Source organism: Alkalibacillus salilacus (genome assembly GCF_030812915.1).
GTDB classification, from domain to species: domain Bacteria; phylum Bacillota; class Bacilli; order Bacillales; family Alkalibacillaceae; genus Alkalibacillus; species Alkalibacillus salilacus.
Genome location: NZ_JAUSTQ010000002.1, coordinates 189,957 through 209,193 on the forward strand (window position 1 = coordinate 189,957; position 19,237 = coordinate 209,193).

Sequence of the window (19,237 nt, forward strand, 5' to 3'; positions counted from 1 at the left end):
ATATTCAATTCAAATCTGTTAATCCCTTTATCCGAAACTCACAGCTAGACGATAAACAAAGTGAAATAATAGGGAAAATAATTCTTTAATATAGTGCTCAACTCTTGTTGCTAAATAAAACAACCCTTTTTCCTCTTCCGCTTCATCCTGAGTTAGTTGTTGATGTTGTTCCTGAAAAGATGATTCTTGCTCACTTATTTGCTGTTCATTTTGGACAACGTCTGAGTTATCATGATCACCCATTTGAAATCCGAATTGAAAGATGAGTAATAATACAAATAATAAACCAATTAACCGCATTCTATTCACCCTCTGATTGATTATTTTCTGCAATATAATCCGCTAGCACATCAGCAAACAGATCTAAGCTATAATTCATCTCTTCAAAATCATTATCAACGCCACCGACTTCTAGCAGTAACTTCTGTTCAGATAAATCTTGATTAAATACACCATTCGTCCCTTCACCCTCACTAATTTGAACGCCACGACTCAAGGATGGATAACGTTCCTCTAGCATTTCATGTAATTCTGCCGCAAACTCTAAATTCGCTTCATAGTCCTCGTGATCTCCCCCAACAACAAACATAAGCTTAGCGGCTGGTTTATCGTTGATTGTGGTTGTCGTAATTCGGTGAGGTTGACCATCACGGTGAATGTCTATAAAATACTCTGTTGGTTCTTGTTCATGATAATCTGCCACGACTTCACGAGCCACATCGTATGACTCATGGTATTCAAGTCCTTTTTGCTGCAAGATTTTATAAAAGTCTGTTTTCTCTACGTAAGAATCTATCCCTCGTTCTTGTAACCTTTCTTTTAACGTTACACTCAAGTCCACGACATTATCTACGTGATTGAATGCTTCATTGCTAGTAGCATCTTCGTCTAAATACGGCAAAAACGCTTCACGGTTATGAGTGTTGTAAATATAAACAGCTTCATCTTCATAAACATCTGTACTTCTTTGTTCTGATTCATCAATCTCTTCTTCTTGTTCAAATATATAATCAGGTGGAGCTGATTCAACAGATGTTGTAAATTGGTTTGTCCCACTCCCTGCTATCGCAATACGTCCTTGGTTTCCAGGAAAATTAGGCAACTCATGCCCAAATAACAACCGCAAATCTTGATAAGGCGAATTAGTTATGAGAGGTATTATTATATTTGAAAATGATAGTGTTTGATCGTGATCAGATTGTAAGTCTGCTAATACTGGTTGATCAAAGGACATCAACGTCGTTAAAGTGGATCCATCGATCTCTTGAATCCATTCGTGCATTAAATTTGTTGATGATTCTGGTGACCCTTTTGAAAACAATGGAATCACTAGCCATAAACATATAAATAGTACAACAAAAATCAACATTGGATTATGTTTAATGGCTTTAACTATAGATCTAAGAATATACAATGGTCTGTTCATACCTTTTCAACCTTTCTATTAACACTCTATTAAACCGTATGTGTTAAGTTGAAAAGGTAGAACTATTAACCGAGAAAATCTTTTGTATTATGTTGTTCTACTTGGTTGTGAAGTCCTTGGTTAATACCTGATGCAACCAGTTTTGACATATGCACAATCACATCATCTACTTCCTTAGGTGTGACTATTAAATTGTGTCCTATTGGGCTTAATACTTCTTCTATTAATTGTCTTTTTTCATCTTCACCCAACTGACCAATTAATCCTAAATATCGTTTCCTCTCTTCTTCTTCAGGTAAATCTTCATCTGTGAGTTCTTTTCGTTCTCCAAAAGTCATCCCACTCGGCGTTAATGCTTTACTGGCTTTGTCTTGCTCATCAACCTCACGTCCGAAATGCTTTAATAGATAGTCAATCGTATCACTCGTGATGGTGACAGCATCGACCACTGTCGGAATGCCTATCGAAAAAACAGGTACATTTAACGTAGATTCACTCACTTCTTTACGATCATTCCCAACTCCTGACCCTGGATGAACACCAGTATCAGATAATTGTATTGTTGTATTCACTCGATCGATCGACCTTGCTGCTAAAGCATCGATTGCGATAATAAAATCAGGTTTTACCTTTTCGACCACACCAAAAATAAGATCTGTGGTCTCCACTCCAGTTAGTCCCATTACACTTGGCGTAAAAGCAGTCAAAGGACGAAAGCCTTTTTCAACACGTTCTGGCTGTAATTTGAATAAATGATTGGTCACATAGACTTTCTTCGTTACTTGAGGTCCCAATGCATCAGGTGTTACATAATCATTTCCTAAACCGACAATAAGCCCCATCGCATCCGGATGAATATCATGGAACTCAAGCAGCCTTTCTAATTCACCAGCTAATAAAGTACCTAATTGCTTTTCGAAATCATCATTTAGTCGCCGCATCAGTTGAGATTCAATAGTTGTATAATGCCCCGGCGCTTTGCCTACACGCTCAGCTCCCTTTGAGTCAATCTTTACTCGCGTTAATTTAATATCATCTTCTTCAAATGTCTTAATCGTAATTCCGTCTAATTCTTCTTTTCGGTCCGGATTCTGTTCAACAAACATATCTCGCGCTTCTAAAGCTAAATCCGTTCGGCGATTAGCATTAATCTTAGTCATACAATACCTCCATCAATTAATAAACTACACATTATCATCTCCAAATAACATGTATTTTAAACGAAGGAGTATGCTTCTTAACTATTATCTATTGAAAACTGGTGGTTGCTTTGGTAAAATGACTTTTGTCCAAGATACGAATGAATTGGTACGGATATACTCATCAGGAGGTGAAAGAAATGGCTAATAACCCACAAGGTGAAAAACGAATTCGCATTAATGCTGATAAGCGCGAGCGTAATCAAGAACCTCGTTCTGATATGCGTACAGCTGCAAAGCGTGTTGAAAAAGCAGTTCGTAATAAAGATGTTGATGAAGCAAAACGTTTGCTTACAACTGCTACAAGCAAAATTGACAAAGCTGTTCAGCGCGGTATTATTCATAAAAACAATGGTGACCGTAAGAAGAGCAGATTAACACAAAAAGTAAACAACCTTATTAGTTAATGCAAAAAAGCGATCGCTATTAATAGCGATCGCTTTTTTATCTCGTTTGTGTTAGGTGACGCATAATGGATTGTAAGTACATTTCAATTGCTAACCACTTATCCATTTGACCTGTTTTTAATTTTTCATCAGTTTTTGCACCATCACTCAAAGCTGATTTGAGTGTTATTTCACTAAAAGCTCTCTCTCGTTTGAACGCCATCTTCACTGCATAAGGATGTACACGCATTTGCTTAGCTATTTGTTGTTGTTGGTACCCTCTGCGTTTTAAAAGTTTGCATTGTAAGATTAATCTGATTTGCGATGTAATAAGAGCTAAAAGAGCGATAGGTTCCTCATTTTGCTTTCGCAAAGCCTTCAGAATATTTAAAGCCTCCCCCAATCGATTGTCCACTAATGCATCAATCAAAGAAAATGTACTCGTTTCAGCGTAAGTACTAATTAACGGTTCAGCTTCATAGTAATTGACTTGGTTTGTACCAAAGTAAAGCGAGAGTTTATGTAATTCTGATTGTAAAGCTTCTAAATGATCGCCTACTCTTTCTACCAATAAGTCAATGACTGACTCAGACAAACTTAACTCAAATGAATCTGCCATCTGTTTAATCACATCATTCATATGACGTAAATCGGGTGGTGAACAATCAATCAGTTCACAATGCTCCTTTAATGTTTTTACAATTTTACGACGTTGGTCCAGTTTCTCATATGGAGCAATAATGATGAGTGTTGTGAATTCAGCAGGTTGTTTAATATATTCAGTTAACACATCAAGGTCATGTTCTATTTCACTTTTAGCTTGTCCTGTTAAGAAGCTCGCTCTATTTAAACTGACTATTTTATATTCACTGAAGAAAGGAAATGTTTCAGCATCATGAATTGCCTCCTGAACCGATACCGTTTCCATATCGTAATTTTGTTGGTCGACTTCAGGATCTTTTTCGCGAATCTGATTGATAATTTTTTCTGTCGATTGCTGTATAAAAAAAGGCTCATTGCCATAGAGTAAATAAATAGGGGCTACTGTGATTTTCTTCTGTTCAACAAATTGTTGTGCATGCATGACTCGTTCTCCTCTCTATAGCTATCCTATACTGATCATCGCTTTTTCACAAGAGTAAATCATGTAAAGAGAGGAGACCCAGAAAAAGTCTCCTCCCAGCATCTATATAAACACTAAAAACAAATACCCGGGATTCTTTGTTTTTAGTGTTATTTGTTGTTATAATTAGTGTGTGTAATTATAATCGAATTATCGTTGTTAGTTCTTAACAATCAAGGATTAACGACAGTCACAAATTTTTGACATTCAACAAAACATATAGATTTTTTTGAATGAATCGCTTATACTATTATTGAACTAGGAGGGATGGTCATGAACGATTTCGAACACGATGTGCAATCCAAAAATAATGACGTTGTTGATTCCATTAAAGGATTTGGCTTTTCGTTCATTTTCTTCTTTGTGATTTTTGCGATCGGCACCATTTTCACAATTTTTGCTAACTAAATGGTAATATGACTTATTTAAAAAGGGGCTATTAGTGCCTCTTTTTATTTTAATTTATGGGATAAATGGGTCTGCCGTGTGTTGTCCATCGATGAATTTTATTGTAATGGCGCCATTTTCATCTGTACGATAAACAGCAATATCATGCTTAACTAAACGGTCATAAACTTCTGGACTTGGATGATTATAATGATTGTTATGACCTACTGAAATAAGGCCTGTAGTTGGGTTTACGTGCTGTAAAAACGATTCAGATGTAGAGGTATCACTCCCGTGATGTGCTACCTTTAAGATATCAACTTCTCCTAATTTTTCTGCATTCATTAGCTCTTCTTCCACCGAATTAGTGATATCCCCAGTCATGAGTATTGAAAAATCATCATATTCAACTAATACCACAACAGAACGTTCATTTTCATCATCTGTTACTTTACCAACATCTGGAGCCAAAACAGTAAATGTGGTATCTTTCCACTTAATTATATCCCCTTTTTCTACCTGCATAGTTGTTCCATCCAAAGAGTCTAATTCTGACTGTTCTAATGAATATCGAAATAACAATTCAGGGTGAAAATCATGAATGACTTGTGATGCAGACCCAATATGATCATAATCTGCATGACTAATCCACAGACCATCGAGATGCTTAATACCCCGTGACCATAAAAATGGCTTAATAATATTCTCATAATTATCATGCGATTGAACTTCAGAGAAAGACACCTCTTCACCTGCATCAAACAAAAACACACCTTCACGATTAGGTAACTCCAACACAACCGCTTCAGCTTGACCGACATCCAACATCGTTAAATAAAGATTCTTATCAAGGTACACACTATATTGTGCAATTAACAAAATACTAATCATCACACAACCAGCTAAGGCTGCTTTTCCGAGTTCTTTTAATGCCCATAAACGCATCATGACTAACCAAGATATATAGAACAAGACAATTGCAATCATAGGTGGTTCACCAGTCACCCAAGTCGCAAAATAAGGTTGACCCATAATGGAAAAAATGGACTGAATTACTTCTTGCATACTTAGAAATACACGCTCTAATAAAAACGAAATGGGTTGAGGTAACCAGACACTAATCAGTAGTAATATACTTAACGGAATAATTAATACAGAATAAACGGGAACCATGATTAAGTTGATTAAAATGGATAATGCATTCGTGAAATGGAAATGGGTTAACTGGATCGGTAAAATGGCGAGCTGGCTTACCAAGCTAATAATCAAGGATTGACTCAACCAATGATTAGATTGAGTTAATAACGACTTAGATAACACAAGCGAAAACGTCACAACAAATGAAAATTGAAAACCTAACTGATAAATTAAATAAGGATCAATCCACAACACAACTAAAAATATAAACGAAAGAATATCCGTTGTATCTAATCGTTTTTTATAAAAAGATAAGATAATAAATAGTGCAGCCATTAATCCAGCTCGAATAACTGGAGGATTCGCTCCTGCGATGACAATATAAAATGGGATAAAGAATAATAATATGAGGTTAATACGTTCTTTGGGTAACTTTAATCCATACAGTAATACATAATAAATCATACCTAAGGTCAAACCAACATGAAGCCCTGAAATAGCTAATAAATGAGTAATATTCCAAAATTGATATACACCTAGAACTTCTTCATCTAATCCTTGTCTGTCACCAAATATTAAGGCATTTAGCCAAGCGATTGTATCCGCCTGATAGGTTTCATTTAGCCCACCCATCAAAGTCGATCGGTATTGATATAGATGGGATAGCACACTATTTCCATCGCAGTTTATAAGCGTGGGGTTATAACTAATGGCTACAATTCCTTCATTCTGTAAAAATGAACGATAGTCAAATTGACCTGGATTAGTGGCAGGATCAGGTGAGGATAATTCGGCTTCTAAATAACATGTAGCTCCATGAACAACATGACTTAATTCCGCCTCTTGGTCAAAGAACAACTGTACACGCTGGCCGTCTTCCAATTCGGCGACATAAGAATAAGATTGATCATGTATATTTTGGTCCGATTTGATTGTAACAGTGTGTTGGTAATTCCATTTTTCTTGGATTGGAGTTAATGATTGAGGAGTGGGCGTCAAGAGAAGAGATAGTGTAAATAAAATGAGAGAAGTTATTAACAAACCTCGGTTCTTAGAAAAGTATTCTAAAAACAAATAAATCAAGATACTAATCACAAGAATACCGAGGCCTGTTGGTAAATAACCTGCTACATAAAAAAGTGCAACAATATAAAGTTTTCCACGCATGGACTTATTCAGAGTACGTAAACAATTGATTCGCTTTCATTCGTAAATCTTTTAACTCCTCTTCACTCGCACCTCGTTCTTCTAACTTTTCAATAAGTGACGTCATGAAATATAATTTATCTTTTGTGTTGGTATCGATATGTAAATAATCTAATTCAACCTTCTCAAACTCGACACCCGCTTCTTGCAACAATTCAATCGCATAAGGGTGATTTTTGTAATCATGAGCGTAATATATTTTTTTGATACCACTTTGAATAATGGTTTTACAGCAATTTAAACATGGAAAATGTGTAACATATATTTCTGCTCCTTCTGTTGCTACACCAAACTTAGCACATTGTAGAATCGCATTAACTTCTGCGTGAATCGTTCGCACACAATGTCCGTCGATAAGTTTACATCCTTCATCGATACAATGGACACTACCTGATGGGCTGCCGTTATACCCTCCAGCAATAACCCGTTTATCACGAACAATCGTAGCACCAACAGCTAAGCGTTCACACGTACTACGTAATGCAAGTAAATGGCTTTGTGACATATAATATTGATCCCAAGAAATACGTTCCATCATTGTTGCCTCCTTATGACTGCAAATACCTTATCTTCATTGTATAGAACCGTTCTAACTCCGTAAAGAGAATGATTATGGAACAATTAGGTTTTCTTCGATCTGTTCTAACGTCTTCTCACCTATTCCACTTATATTTAACAATTCATCTAAAGACTTAAATGCTCCGTTTTCTTCTCTGTAATCAATAATAGTTTGTGCTTTCTTCTCACCTATTCCTGATAACGATGTTAATTCTTCTGCTGTAGCTTGATTTATTCTAATTTTCCCATCTTGTTGACTATTATCTATAGATAAATCAGGAGAATTTTGACCATCACTTACTTCAGGTATCATAATAATCATTTCATCATACACCAATTCAGCTAAATTAATTTGATGTTCATCTGCATCAGATTTTAATCCTCCAGCATACTCGATGGCATCGACCACTCTATCCCCTTCCGACATCTCATAAACACCCGGGTCATGTACCGCACCTTTAATATCGACAACTAGAGAATTTTCACTTACTTCACTAACTCTTTCGGTGCTTTCAGTTTCAGAAGAACGTTCTTCAACTATAACAGGTTGTCCCCCATTCTCGGAGGAACTTGATTGAAAAATGCTAATACCAATAACAACTAAAATCATCACAGTTGTAACAATCCATTTTTTTGGAACTAACATGTTTTGAACCTTCTTTCATATACATAGAGTTAAGTTGGTTTAGAGGAGGATGATTATGAATTGGGGAATAATCGGAACAGGTAATATGGGAACAGTATTGTTAAACGCTTTAGTCGATAGTCATGCAGTCGACCAAAAAAACATTTATATTCACAACCGGACATTACTCAAAGCTTATCGCCTAAAAGAAACTTATCCTGATGTTCATATTTTACAAACTGTTGATGCCATGGCTGCTTCATGTGATATTATATTTATTTGCACTAAACCGAAAGACATTATTTCAGTTGCAAATCGACTCAATCAAAAATTATCAGAGGACCAGCTGGTTGTTTCCATCACAAGTTCAATTTCTTTAGACCACCTGAGTCATATTCTAAGCTGTCAAACGGCAAGATTAATACCGAGCATTACCAATAGCGCGCTTCGCGGAAAAACATTGTTAACATTTAATGATTCCATAAGTGACGAAATGAAATATATCCTATGGCAAACATGTAAATTGTTCTCAACACCAGTGGAAATTAGTGAATCACGAGTGAGAATTGCATCAGATTTAGTATCGTGTGGACCTGCATTTGTCAGTTATCTTCTTGAAGAATTAATAGAAGCTGCTACAAGCGAAGCGGATATTGATAAGGAATTAGCCACGGAATTAGTGGAGTCCATGATGATTGGATATGGAGAGTTACTCAAACAAGACCATTTTGATTTAACATCTTTGAAAGAAAAAGTGATGGTTAAAGGTGGGATCACAGGAGTTGGCATGAAAGGCTTAGAGCAAAGTGTACCTGCTGGCTTTAATGAAGTCTTTATTAAAACACACACTAAATTTAATCGAGAAAAAGGCCATGTCGATGAGTGGATTAATCAATTGATTTAAAGCGATTACTATTATTTTACTTCATTTAACAAAAAAAGCAACCGATAAGTTCACTCATCGGTTGCTTTTATATTGAAGTTTTTTGACAAACATAAAAGATGCGATTGGCATTCTCTATGTCTGTCTCTCCCCAGTCGCCTGTGATTGTCTTTATTGATAAACCTTTCGATTCGAGTAATTGTCTAACCTCATTTACCGCAAACACACGTTGTGTATGCGTTTCATCAAATCGGCGGTATAACCCGTTTGATTCCTCAACAAAGAATGTTAGGTCATGCGTGATTTCTCCTGGTTGCTCTCCTGCCTCACAAAGCCAAACATAACTCAAATCTTCCCGAATTTCCGTAAACATTTCAGCATCAATCAAACCTTCAACATAAGACGAACTGTGACTATCAAAAATAAACAAGCCATTTGGATTAAGATGCTGATAGACAGTATCAAACATTTGCTCTAAGCTAGTATAATCAGTTAAATAATTAACAACATCACAATAACTCGTAATAATATCATAAGACTGTTCTAATCGCAGTTCACGAATATCGCTTTCAATCCAAGCCACTTTTTGGTCAGCGTATTGTGTCTTTTCTTTGGCAACATCAATCATCGTCTTAGATTGATCAACACCTACAATTTCATCAAATAAATGAGTCATTGAAAGGGTTAATGTCCCTGTACCACAACCAAGATCCAACAACTTCATTGAAAAATGACTTGATGATTCGCCCAATAAACTTTGTGTAAATTGAACCCACTGATTATAAGGCGCATCATCCATCAATTCATCATAAACATAAGCCATGTTCTCATAAATCATCGTTTATGACACAGACAGCGACACTTCTTCCGCGTCGCCCCATAGTTTTTCTAAGTTATAATATTGACGCTCTTCAGCATGGAAAATATGAACAATAACATCGTCTAAATCGACTAAAACCCAGCGTGCATCATCTTTACCTTCTATTTTTTTGACTTCAACACCCTGTTCTTCAACAGCATCTTTAATTCCCTTGCTAATTGCATCTACTTGGCGTTCATTTGAACCGTGACAGATTAAGAAGTAATCAGCCATAAGGGAAACTTCTCTCATATCTAGTGCGACTAAGTTTTCAGCTCGTTTATCATCACATGCTTGAGCCGCAATATTTAATAACTCTTTACTTTCCATATTATTTGTAACCTCCATTTTGGTTAATTAATTTCGTTAATCCATTATATGCTTGAAACGTATCAGGATAAACTGGTTGTCCTTGACTCATTAAGAAAAATATCGTTTGTTGTAATGAATAGTGACAAGCTTGATTTAAGTCAACTTTAGCTAATCGTCTAGCTTCGTGCACAGCCTCAAAATTTCTACCTGGCTCAATATAATCGGCTATAAAAATAATTTTTTCAATTAAACTCATTTGGTTATGTCCTGTTGTGTGCGATTTAATAGCGTTTAAAACCTCTTTATCTTTAACCTGAAACCAATAACGCACCATTTCAGCTCCAACTGGACCATGCCATAACTCATGATGATATTGAAGTAAATCTTTCGGTAAATTGGTTGACGTGACAATCCAATGTTTTAGCAAAGAAACTTCCATATGCTTGGCATAATCATGCAAAGCAGCTGCCAACCCAACTTTATAACGATCAGCATCATAATAATCCGCTAAATCTAAAGCTGTTTCAGTTACGCGTTCAACATGCTCATATCGCTTAACTGATAATGTCTTTTTTGTCTCTGCTAAAGCTTGTTCAATATTCATAAAGTCGATACTCCTTTATATAATCAAACACAGACTGAGGTAGCCCATCAGGTTTATTATGCGCGTGTAGTTGGTTTCTAATGTCGCTTGACGATACATTGACTTCTTCCATTTCAATACGTAATACTGATGAGTCATTGAAGTCAGAACCATGCCTTGAGACACCGATAAACTGAATCAATGACTTAAGTTCATCAATTCCGTACCAATTTGGTAAATAATCAACCATGTCACCGCCTATAATGAAATAGAATTGTACATTAGGATACCGATTTTTCAATTCTTTAACAGTCTCTAATGTATAGGAACGACCCTCTCGTTCACTCTCAATTTCAGTCACAAACAAATTTTGTTCATTTTCACTTAACGCGTGAAGCATATTAACTCGATGTTCAAAAGAGACATTAGCAGGTTCTTTATGAGGTGGTTGATACGTCGGCATTAACCATATTTCATCAAGTATTAGTTGCTCTAACACCGTTTGACATATTTTCAAATGACCTTGATGAGGTGGATCAAATGTACCACCAAAAATTCCTATACGACGCATCTTCGTCACACCTTTATGGGAGATCAATCTGCTTATATTCACGTGATTCACGATATAGAATAATGACATTTCCAATGATTTGAACGATATAAGCACCTGTTCCATTAGCTATTTGTTCAGCTAAATCCTCTTTACTTTCGAAATTATTTTGTAAAACAGAAACTTTAATAAGTTCTCGCTTTTCCAAAGTTTCATCAATTTGTTCAATCATATTGTCATTCAAACCATTTTTACCAATTTGAAAAACAGGCGTTAAATGGTGAGCATGTTTGCGTAGAAATCGTTTTTGTTTTCCAGTTAACACAGTGGTGTCCTCCTCGAGTTATTCATTCATAGTCCATATTTCAAATGCTTTGACCGCTTGATAGTATAACATGGATTCTCCAAAAAGTAAGGGACAACCTTCCTCATGAGCTTCTATTAACAATTTAGTCCACGTCGGCTGATAAACAATATCACTTATGATCGGATTAGACTCCAGCCCTTTCAATGCAATAATAGATTGATGATCATTCGGTGCCATACCGACAATCGTTGTATTTATAACTAAATCAACTTGAGATAAGACCGAAGCCACTTGTGACCACTTAATTGTTTCTATTTCAGGAAATATAGACGCTAATTCTGAAGCTTTCGATTGTGTTCGATTAGCAATAAGAATACGTCCTAACTGATGGGTCACTAATTGATGAGTAATCCCCTTAGCTGCTCCACCAGCACCCAACACTAAAACTGTTTTCTCCTGTCTATTTTTAAACCAATCTGGATAGTCTTGCTTAAGAGATTCAATATAACCTAATCCGTCTGTATTGTAGCCAATCAATCGTCCATTCACTATTTTAACCGTATTAACGGATTGCATGACTTCTGCGGACGTTTCTAAAGCATCTAAAAACGGAATAATCGTTTCTTTATATGGGACTGTTACGTTGAAGCCTTTATAGCCTTTGGTTATTAAATGCTCAAGCGTTTCTGAAATTATCGATTCATCTATTGAGAACAGATGATATTCTCCTGCTAAACCATTCTCCGCTAGCAATTTATGATGGATGGCAGGTGACTTCGAATGCTCTACAGATTTCCCAATTAAACCAAGCTTGTACATAAACGTAACACCCTTTATTTAGCTTCTTTATGTTTATAATTAAATGTTGATTTAGCACTTAGTTGTTGAATTGTGAGAAGCGAAGGTGGCGACTCCTGGTCAAATAAGTTCGGTCACGTCCTATGACCAACGTTGACATTAGGCCGTCCGGGCCGTCACGGGAAAAGCACGAGTCTCGACACCCCACAGGAAGCGCTTTTCTTCCGAGGGATGCACCTGCGTCTGCAAGTCAACGCTTCGAAGTAGGCTTCCTCGGTGCAAGTTGCAAGGTAGCACATTCGATGATGTAAACTGGCTCGAGCCGTGCCCCTGCATAGAAAACACTGTGAAAAACGAACGTAGTGAGATTGAACAGATGTTGCACTTGTGCCCTATGGGTAAAAGCGTCCACCGAAAGCGGATCACAAGATCAACAACTTAAATAAATATAGTCGATTATTTATATAATGGCATCGCGTACAATGATTCTAACACCCTTAGGTGCGTAGGCAGTTACAGATGTTTTCCCCTTCGGCACTGTAACCCAGCCAAGTCCAGAAAACACAATATCTTGTTTATGATTTCTATTTAACTGCAACGTCTGTGGTTCTAAAGGTGGCATCTCATCTAATGTTTCATCTGATGGAGGTGATAATAACTCCCCAGCATGTTGATCATATAATAAGTCAGCTTTATCTGTTTTAGTACGATGGATATGAATATCATTAGATACATAACAAACAAAGCCTTTACGTTCATCCACTTTATCAATATCCAAACGTGCTAAAGCGCCAAAAAACAATGTTTGGTCCGACTCTAATTGGAAGACTTTTGGTTTAACCTCTTTATCAGGTGTAATAACTTTCAAATCATTTTTTGATAAATAATGAGCCATCTGATGACGATTAATAATTCCTGGTGTATCAATAAGTGACGACTGATCATCTAATGGTATATCAATAAATCCAAGGGTAGTTCCAGGGAAATAAGATGTTGTAATAACTTGTTCTTGTTCAATTGAACGGTTAATTAAGTAGTTAATAAAAGTAGATTTACCTACATTCGTACAGCCCACAACGAAGATGTCTCTACCTTGTCTTAGTCGTTCTAGTTCAAAGGCGCATTCTTCCATATTCGTACCTGTCTTAGAACTGACTAGGTAAACATCTTTTACTTTTAGCCCGAATTCTTTTGCTACGCGCTTCATCCAATGCTTTACTTTATTAAGATTGATCGAGCTAGGCAATAAATCCACTTTATTGCCTACCAATATAATTTCGTTTTGGCCGACAAAACGGTTTAGACCGTCGACAAAACTGCCATGTACGTCAAACAAATCAACAATATTAACAACTAATCCGTCGTGGTCTCCGATTTCATGTAATAAGTTAAGGAAATCATCGTCCGTCAAGTCAACATCTTGTACTTCATTATAATGTTTTAAGCGAAAACATCTTTTACAGATAACATCTTCTCGTTCTAAAGCTGAAACTGGCGCATAACCTACCTTATTCTCATCTTCCGTTTGAATCTTAGCACCACAGCCTTGGCAGTAAATTGTCTCCATATTAATCCTCCCAGTGTAAATAACCTTTTCGTCTAAAGTATTTTAATAAACGACGTTCGACAATGCGATTAAAGCGCGTGAAAAACCCGTCAGTTTTTACAATCGGTACGACTAAAATCGTATAATATTTAGAGCGGTTACCACCAAACACATCCGTTAATACTTGATCGCCCACTACAGCGACGTCATTACGATTTAACCCCATATCTGTTCTAGCTTTATTAAATGCTTTTTGCATTGGTTTTCTTGCTTTTGAAATAAACGACACATTAAGCGGGCTACTAAAAGTTGATACACGTTCTTCATTATTGTTCGAAATAATAACCACTTGAATATCATGACTTTGTAGGCTTTGAATCCATTCAATAACCTCTTGAGTCGCATCAGGTTCATCCCATGCAACTAATGTATTATCTAAATCAGTAATAACACCCTTTATATTGTGTTGTTTTAACATTTCTGGTGTAACATTGTGGATCGATTCCACATAATCATTTGGTAGAAACCTCTTTAACAATACAGTCACCTCATAACATTTTCTCACTAATTTACATCATATACAATCAAGCGACATCTTTCAAAGATATTCTTGTTATTATTCATTACTGATTCTATAGCGTTTCTGGATCCTCTTAAGTAATCATCTTTGTTATATGAACACTTTCGTTCGACAATTCCTTTCATATTTCACATTTGTGGATAAAATAATTCACAAGATATACCCTGATTTGACAATATTCTAAAGGTATTAAAACGAATGTACCAACAGGTTATCAACAAGTTACACACATTTTATTCAAGTTGTCCAAATGACAAAGCAATGATAGGATTACTCATACAATAGTAATTCCCAGGGGGTGACAGTCATTAACGACTGAAAACTTATGGAATATTTATCTAACGAATTGTTAATCGAATCCTATCAGAAGGCCAAAGCACTGCAGCTCAATCAAGATTTTATTCAACTGTTTGAGAAAGAACTAAAAAAACGAAAATTATTTAAGGCGTTAAAAGAATCGTCATAATTTGAGTTTCTACCTATATTTAAGACTAGACACTTTACCGAGTGTCTAGTTTTTTTATTCGCTTGTGACACATAGTTTTTCTTTTCAAAAAGCTTATAATATCGTTATAATGGTTACTGTATTATTGTTGGGTTAGTTTGATTGAAAGGATGAACAGAACATGATTTTTGCTATATTTGCTCCGCTATTATTAGCATTTATAATTCCGTTATTGAGCAAATGGAAATATAAAGTACATACAGGTTGGCTGATCTTACCTATTCCATTTGCTATTTTTCTTTATTTCTTACAATATGTCGGAGCTGACTTTCAACCACAAATGGTTTCGGTTGATTGGATTCCTTCTCTCGATATTGCATTAAGTTTTCATCTTGATGGTCTTAGTTTGCTTTTTGCTTTATTAATTAGTGGAATTGGAACATTGGTTGTTTTGTATTCCATTTACTATTTAAATCACAAAGAACAACTTGGTCATTTCTATACATACCTCTATATATTCATGACGGCTATGTTAGGGGTTGTTCTTTCTGACAACGTATTTGGATTATATGCTTTCTGGGAATTTACATCCATTTCATCCTTTTTACTAATTGGTTATTGGCACCATCGTGAACGATCTCGTTATGGTGCATTAAAATCTATGTTAATCACAGTCTTTGGTGGTTTCAGCTTACTAGCTGGTATCATCTTATTATCCATTGTAACGGGCACGACAAGTATTCAAGGAATGGTTGAACAATCTGATACTATTGTGAATAGCGAATACTTCCCGTTCATTTTAATCTTTTTATTATTAGGTGCATTCACAAAATCTGCTCAATTTCCATTTCATATTTGGTTACCAGATGCTATGGAAGCACCTACACCAGTCAGTGCCTACTTACATTCAGCTACCATGGTAAAAGCCGGTATTTATTTAATGGCTCGGTTTTCACCCATACTAGCTGGTGAGCCTTATGTGTTTATTGCATTAAGTCTATTCGGTCTTGTGACATTAACTTGGGGCTCTTATATGGCTGTTCGTCAGACGGATCTAAAGGGTATCTTAGCCTTCTCGACGATTAGCCAACTTGGGATGATTATGGCCATGCTTGGTTTCGGCACCAAAGTTGCGCTATTTGCAGCCGTATTCCACATCTTAAACCATGCTACCTTTAAAGGTAGTCTATTTATGATTGCTGGAATTGTCGATCACGAAACAGGTAGCCGTGATATACGCAAATTAGGTGGCTTATTTACGTTTATGCCTATATCAGCCACTCTAGCGATTTTCGGTACGTTTTCTATGGCAGGTGTCCCACTTCCGTTTTTAAACGGGTTCTATAGTAAAGAAATGTTTTTCCAAGCATCTTTAGATAACACAGCATCTGGAGCGATCGCTGAAACATTAGTGACCATCATACCAGTATTAGCTGTTGTTGGTAGTATTTTTACATTTATTTATTCGATGTACTTATTCTTTAACACCTTCACTGGTAAGTCACAAGTTGAAGAATTACCTAAACATCCGCATGAAGCACCTAAAATGATGCTAGTTCCACCATTTATATTAGTTTTAGGTGTATTAGTCATTGGCTTATTCCCGACAATCTTCAATGAATCTCTAATCACGCATGCCGCTGATGCGGTTTATGGCGGGGAGGCTAATAAAGAAATATACTTCTGGCACGGTTTAATACCAGCATTTTATATGTCCATAGCCGTTGTCGTCATTGGTGCCATCATGTATCTCACGAAATCTAAGTGGTCCGGAGTGTATCAAGTATTACCTGGTCGCCTTAGTATGAATCGTGTATACGATTGGATGGTTGAAAAATCTGAAACAGCTTCACAGCGGATTACAAACACATACATGACCGGATCTCTCCGTCAATATATGGTTTTATTATTAACAGCCATTACCGTGATTGTAGCAGGTGTTTTAATTAAAACGAGTGGTATTAATTTCGATATGGCCGAGACTGCAAGTATTACAGCAACTGAAGTGATTGTCACCTTATTAATTGCTTCAGCTGCTATTGCGACGATCTTTGCACGTAATCGAATAGCGATCATACTTATTGTGGGAGTTGTTGGGTACGGTTTAGCTATTTTATTCGTCCTATACCGTGCTCCAGATTTAGCATTAACTCAACTAATTGTTGAAACAGTTACTGTAACGTTATTTATGCTTTGCTTTTATCATTTACCAAACTTGAAAAAAGACACATCATCTTGGTTTACGAAATCAACTAACATCATCATTTCAGTTGCGTTCGGTTTATTAATGATGGTGATTGGTATTAGTGCATACAATAGTCGCTCGTTTGATACAATTGCCCAATATTTCATCGATAACACATATAAACTCGGTGGCGGAGATAATATGGTAAACGTCATTCTAGTTGACTTTCGTGGAATTGATACTTTGTTCGAAGTCGCCGTACTATTCGGGGCTGCATTAGCGATTATTGGTATGATCAAACTTCGCCGAAATAAGGGGGCGAATTAAGATGGAAATTATCTTAACTGTGCTGGCATCTATTTTGTTCAGCACAGGAATCTATAACTTATTACAAAAACAACTTTTACGTATCATTGTCGGTACAGTGCTAATATCACATGGAGCCCATTTGTTTTTATTAACAATGTCTCAAGTTAAACGTGGCGCACCACCACTACTAGTAGATGATGTTTCGAGCTACACTGATCCATTGCCTCAGGCATTAATACTAACAGCGATCGTTATCAGTTTTGGTGTGACAAGTTTCCTACTTGTCTTAGCTTACCGAACATACACCTTGAATAAGACTGACAATATGGAAGAAATGAGAGGTAGTGATTATGATTAATTTAATCTATTTACCCATTGTCCTACCGTTACTAGCAAGTGTCATTGCAGCACTACTAACCAAAAATACAAATATAACACGTCTGTTTTCACAAATAACTTCAGTTGTATTCCTAATATTTGTTGGAGGTTTAGCCTTCTACATATTTCAAAATGGTACAATCGTTGGCCAAGCAGGTGGCTGGGCTGCGCCTTATGGAATATCCATTGTCGGAGATCCTCTAGCAATCTTATTGGTTTTAACAACGAACATTATTGGAACAGCTGCTATCTTCTACGCACCTAAAGTTTTAGAAGAGAAACAAGAGCGTTTTTATTTTTACGCTTTATATTTCTTACTTATAGCTGGTGTATCTGGCGCTTTCATGACTGGAGACTTGTTTAACTTATTTGTCTTTTTCGAAGTCCTATTGATGGCTTCCTATGGATTAATCGTACTTGGAAATGGCAAAGCCCAACTAAGAGAATCATTTAAATATGTGTTATTTAATTTATTCTCATCCATGTTATTTATTGTTTCAGTAGCGTACATTTATGCTATTACTGGAACTGTTAACTTAGCGCATTTAGCAGAACGAATCGAAACTGTTGAGCAACAAGGGATTTTAACAGCTGTAGGAATGATCTTATTCTTTGTTTTTGCTGTTAAAGCAGCGGTATTTCCTCTTTATTATTGGTTGCCAAATTCATATGTTGTGCCAAATCCAGTTGTCTCAGCACTCTTTGGTGCTTTATTAACCAAAGTGGGGATTTATTCCATTATTCGCGTTTACACGCTTATCTTTGTTCATGAGACTGCCATCACACACAGCATCTTTATTTGGCTGGCCATGTTTACGATGTTATTTGGTGTGATTGGAGCTCTATCAACACATAATGTTAAGTTAATTGTTACTTATAACATTATACCGGCAGTTGGTTTTATGTTAATGGGAATCGGCTTATATACACCTGAAGCAATCGCTGGTTCTGTTTATTATTTAATGCACGATATGGTTATAAAAGGAGCTCTATTCTTTTTAATTGGAGCACTTGTCATTGCTGCAGGCACAAAAGATTTGCGGCAAATGAGCGGTGTCATCCAAAAGTATCCTTTACTTGGTTGGATCTTCTTTATTGCTTCACTCATACTAGCAGGCGTCCCACCTTTTAGTGGTTTTATCGGTAAGATTTTATTACTTGAAGGTGGTTTACGACAAGAGGAATTCCTCCTTGTAATCGTTGCACTATTGTCGAGCTTACTCATCTTACTATCCATGATGCGCATTTTCGTTTATGGCTTTTGGGGTGAGCTTATGGATGGATTATCTAACGAAACAAAACGTATTCGACAACTAACCATTCCTGGTGTAGTTTTAGTCGGACTCGCAATCTTCTTAGGAATAGGTGCTGAACTTGTCTATCCTCAAATCGAGTCTATTTCGAATATGTTATATGAACGTACTGATTATATCAGTTCTGTTTTAAAGGAGTAGT

At 36.4% G+C, this 19,237-nt stretch carries 22 protein-coding genes; 7 read left to right on the forward strand and 15 right to left on the reverse strand.

The features are described from left to right. Positions 1-27 precede the first annotated feature (27 nt). The 3 genes from J2S77_RS03165 to gpr form a co-directional block, all read right to left on the reverse strand. Positions 28-300 carry a hypothetical protein gene (locus tag J2S77_RS03165; protein ID WP_306974559.1) on the reverse strand — a complete coding sequence of 91 codons (273 nt, stop codon included), beginning with the start codon at positions 298-300 and terminating at the stop codon, positions 28-30. Between the two features lies 1 nt (position 301). Beyond that, entirely contained in the window at positions 302-1,426 is a 1,125-nt protein-coding gene (gene spoIIP, locus J2S77_RS03170; RefSeq protein ID WP_306974561.1) for a stage II sporulation protein P, read from the reverse strand. A 65-nt stretch (positions 1,427-1,491) separates the two neighbouring features. Further along, positions 1,492-2,586: a GPR endopeptidase gene (gene gpr, locus J2S77_RS03175; protein ID WP_306974563.1), complete on the reverse strand. Its 1,095-nt coding sequence runs from the start codon at positions 2,584-2,586 to the stop codon at positions 1,492-1,494. A gap of 179 nt (positions 2,587-2,765) precedes the next feature. Between gpr and rpsT the strand changes: the two genes are divergently transcribed. Then, entirely contained in the window at positions 2,766-3,032 is a 267-nt protein-coding gene (gene rpsT / locus J2S77_RS03180; RefSeq protein WP_306974565.1) for a 30S ribosomal protein S20, read from the forward strand. A 37-nt stretch (positions 3,033-3,069) separates the two neighbouring features. Here rpsT and holA read toward each other — a convergent pair whose 3' ends face one another. Next, complete coding sequence (holA, locus tag J2S77_RS03185) at positions 3,070-4,095, reverse strand: DNA polymerase III subunit delta (protein WP_306974567.1); 1,026 nt, start codon at positions 4,093-4,095, stop codon at positions 3,070-3,072. A gap of 312 nt (positions 4,096-4,407) precedes the next feature. Here holA and J2S77_RS03190 point away from each other — a divergent pair, with 312 nt between their 5' ends. After that, positions 4,408-4,542, forward strand: a complete 135-nt coding sequence (locus J2S77_RS03190) for a YqzM family protein (protein ID WP_167261062.1) — start codon at positions 4,408-4,410, stop codon at positions 4,540-4,542. Positions 4,543-4,596: 54 nt separating this feature from the next. Here J2S77_RS03190 and J2S77_RS03195 read toward each other — a convergent pair whose 3' ends face one another. The 3 genes from J2S77_RS03195 to J2S77_RS03205 form a co-directional block, all read right to left on the reverse strand. Then, complete coding sequence (locus J2S77_RS03195; protein WP_306974569.1) at positions 4,597-6,825, reverse strand: DNA internalization-related competence protein ComEC/Rec2; 2,229 nt, start codon at positions 6,823-6,825, stop codon at positions 4,597-4,599. Between the two features lie 4 nt (positions 6,826-6,829). After that, on the reverse strand, positions 6,830-7,399 hold the full coding sequence (locus tag J2S77_RS03200; protein WP_306974570.1) for a ComE operon protein 2: 570 nt from the start codon (positions 7,397-7,399) through the stop codon (positions 6,830-6,832). 75 nt (positions 7,400-7,474) lie between these two features. Further along, positions 7,475-8,068, reverse strand: coding sequence for a helix-hairpin-helix domain-containing protein (locus J2S77_RS03205; protein ID WP_306974572.1), 594 nt, complete (start codon positions 8,066-8,068; stop codon positions 7,475-7,477). A 55-nt stretch (positions 8,069-8,123) separates the two neighbouring features. Here J2S77_RS03205 and comER point away from each other — a divergent pair, with 55 nt between their 5' ends. Further along, positions 8,124-8,951 carry a late competence protein ComER gene (gene comER / locus J2S77_RS03210; protein ID WP_306974574.1) on the forward strand — a complete coding sequence of 276 codons (828 nt, stop codon included), beginning with the start codon at positions 8,124-8,126 and terminating at the stop codon, positions 8,949-8,951. 67 nt (positions 8,952-9,018) lie between these two features. Here the strand turns inward: comER and J2S77_RS03215 are convergent, their stop codons facing one another. The 8 genes from J2S77_RS03215 to J2S77_RS03250 form a co-directional block, all read right to left on the reverse strand. Then, positions 9,019-9,768 (reverse strand): class I SAM-dependent DNA methyltransferase, encoded by a 750-nt coding sequence (locus tag J2S77_RS03215; RefSeq protein ID WP_306974577.1) that lies wholly within the window; start codon positions 9,766-9,768, stop codon positions 9,019-9,021. Between the two features lie 3 nt (positions 9,769-9,771). Continuing rightward, the gene (gene rsfS, locus J2S77_RS03220; protein WP_306974579.1) at positions 9,772-10,119 is read right to left on the reverse strand and encodes a ribosome silencing factor; all 348 of its coding nucleotides are present in this window, start codon (positions 10,117-10,119) and stop codon (positions 9,772-9,774) included. A 1-nt stretch (position 10,120) separates the two neighbouring features. Then, entirely contained in the window at positions 10,121-10,705 is a 585-nt protein-coding gene (yqeK, locus tag J2S77_RS03225; protein WP_306974581.1) for a bis(5'-nucleosyl)-tetraphosphatase (symmetrical) YqeK, read from the reverse strand. Beyond that, a complete protein-coding gene (locus tag J2S77_RS03230) occupies positions 10,695-11,255 on the reverse strand; it encodes a nicotinate-nucleotide adenylyltransferase (protein WP_306974583.1) in 561 nt (186 codons plus the stop codon). The genes yqeK and J2S77_RS03230 overlap by 11 nt, the downstream gene beginning before the upstream one ends. A 13-nt stretch (positions 11,256-11,268) precedes the next feature. Then, entirely contained in the window at positions 11,269-11,559 is a 291-nt protein-coding gene (yhbY, locus tag J2S77_RS03235; protein ID WP_306974585.1) for a ribosome assembly RNA-binding protein YhbY, read from the reverse strand. An 18-nt stretch (positions 11,560-11,577) separates the two neighbouring features. Then, a complete protein-coding gene (aroE, locus tag J2S77_RS03240) occupies positions 11,578-12,360 on the reverse strand; it encodes a shikimate dehydrogenase (RefSeq protein ID WP_306974587.1) in 783 nt (260 codons plus the stop codon). Between the two features lie 439 nt (positions 12,361-12,799). Further along, positions 12,800-13,906, reverse strand: a complete 1,107-nt coding sequence (yqeH, locus tag J2S77_RS03245) for a ribosome biogenesis GTPase YqeH (protein WP_306974589.1) — start codon at positions 13,904-13,906, stop codon at positions 12,800-12,802. Between the two features lies 1 nt (position 13,907). Beyond that, the gene (locus J2S77_RS03250) at positions 13,908-14,432 is read right to left on the reverse strand and encodes a YqeG family HAD IIIA-type phosphatase (protein WP_306974932.1); all 525 of its coding nucleotides are present in this window, start codon (positions 14,430-14,432) and stop codon (positions 13,908-13,910) included. Between the two features lie 358 nt (positions 14,433-14,790). Here J2S77_RS03250 and J2S77_RS03255 point away from each other — a divergent pair, with 358 nt between their 5' ends. From J2S77_RS03255 to J2S77_RS03270, 4 genes are all read left to right on the forward strand, one after another. After that, entirely contained in the window at positions 14,791-14,931 is a 141-nt protein-coding gene (locus J2S77_RS03255) for a sporulation histidine kinase inhibitor Sda (protein WP_306974591.1), read from the forward strand. A 160-nt stretch (positions 14,932-15,091) separates the two neighbouring features. Continuing rightward, the gene (locus J2S77_RS03260) at positions 15,092-17,422 is read left to right on the forward strand and encodes a Na+/H+ antiporter subunit A (RefSeq protein WP_306974592.1); all 2,331 of its coding nucleotides are present in this window, start codon (positions 15,092-15,094) and stop codon (positions 17,420-17,422) included. Position 17,423: 1 nt separating this feature from the next. After that, positions 17,424-17,762: a Na(+)/H(+) antiporter subunit C gene (locus J2S77_RS03265; protein WP_167261035.1), complete on the forward strand. Its 339-nt coding sequence runs from the start codon at positions 17,424-17,426 to the stop codon at positions 17,760-17,762. Then, positions 17,755-19,236 carry a Na+/H+ antiporter subunit D gene (locus tag J2S77_RS03270; protein WP_306974595.1) on the forward strand — a complete coding sequence of 494 codons (1,482 nt, stop codon included), beginning with the start codon at positions 17,755-17,757 and terminating at the stop codon, positions 19,234-19,236. Before J2S77_RS03265 ends, J2S77_RS03270 begins: the two co-directional genes overlap by 8 nt. Position 19,237: the final 1 nt, after the last annotated feature.

Coding starts and splice junctions, on each gene's coding strand:
- J2S77_RS03165 (WP_306974559.1), bottom strand. CDS start 300: ATGCGGTTAATTGGTTTATTATTTGTATTATTACTCATCTTTCAATTC.
- spoIIP (WP_306974561.1), bottom strand. CDS start 1,426: ATGAACAGACCATTGTATATTCTTAGATCTATAGTTAAAGCCATTAAA.
- gpr (WP_306974563.1), bottom strand. CDS start 2,586: ATGACTAAGATTAATGCTAATCGCCGAACGGATTTAGCTTTAGAAGCG.
- rpsT (WP_306974565.1), top strand. CDS start 2,766: ATGGCTAATAACCCACAAGGTGAAAAACGAATTCGCATTAATGCTGAT.
- holA (WP_306974567.1), bottom strand. CDS start 4,095: ATGCATGCACAACAATTTGTTGAACAGAAGAAAATCACAGTAGCCCCT.
- J2S77_RS03190 (WP_167261062.1), top strand. CDS start 4,408: ATGAACGATTTCGAACACGATGTGCAATCCAAAAATAATGACGTTGTT.
- J2S77_RS03195 (WP_306974569.1), bottom strand. CDS start 6,825: ATGCGTGGAAAACTTTATATTGTTGCACTTTTTTATGTAGCAGGTTAT.
- J2S77_RS03200 (WP_306974570.1), bottom strand. CDS start 7,399: ATGGAACGTATTTCTTGGGATCAATATTATATGTCACAAAGCCATTTA.
- J2S77_RS03205 (WP_306974572.1), bottom strand. CDS start 8,068: ATGTTAGTTCCAAAAAAATGGATTGTTACAACTGTGATGATTTTAGTT.
- comER (WP_306974574.1), top strand. CDS start 8,124: ATGAATTGGGGAATAATCGGAACAGGTAATATGGGAACAGTATTGTTA.
- J2S77_RS03215 (WP_306974577.1), bottom strand. CDS start 9,768: ATGATTTATGAGAACATGGCTTATGTTTATGATGAATTGATGGATGAT.
- rsfS (WP_306974579.1), bottom strand. CDS start 10,119: ATGGAAAGTAAAGAGTTATTAAATATTGCGGCTCAAGCATGTGATGAT.
- yqeK (WP_306974581.1), bottom strand. CDS start 10,705: ATGAATATTGAACAAGCTTTAGCAGAGACAAAAAAGACATTATCAGTT.
- J2S77_RS03230 (WP_306974583.1), bottom strand. CDS start 11,255: ATGCGTCGTATAGGAATTTTTGGTGGTACATTTGATCCACCTCATCAA.
- aroE (WP_306974587.1), bottom strand. CDS start 12,360: ATGTACAAGCTTGGTTTAATTGGGAAATCTGTAGAGCATTCGAAGTCA.
- yqeH (WP_306974589.1), bottom strand. CDS start 13,906: ATGGAGACAATTTACTGCCAAGGCTGTGGTGCTAAGATTCAAACGGAA.
- J2S77_RS03255 (WP_306974591.1), top strand. CDS start 14,791: ATGGAATATTTATCTAACGAATTGTTAATCGAATCCTATCAGAAGGCC.
- J2S77_RS03260 (WP_306974592.1), top strand. CDS start 15,092: ATGATTTTTGCTATATTTGCTCCGCTATTATTAGCATTTATAATTCCG.
- J2S77_RS03265 (WP_167261035.1), top strand. CDS start 17,424: ATGGAAATTATCTTAACTGTGCTGGCATCTATTTTGTTCAGCACAGGA.
- J2S77_RS03270 (WP_306974595.1), top strand. CDS start 17,755: ATGATTAATTTAATCTATTTACCCATTGTCCTACCGTTACTAGCAAGT.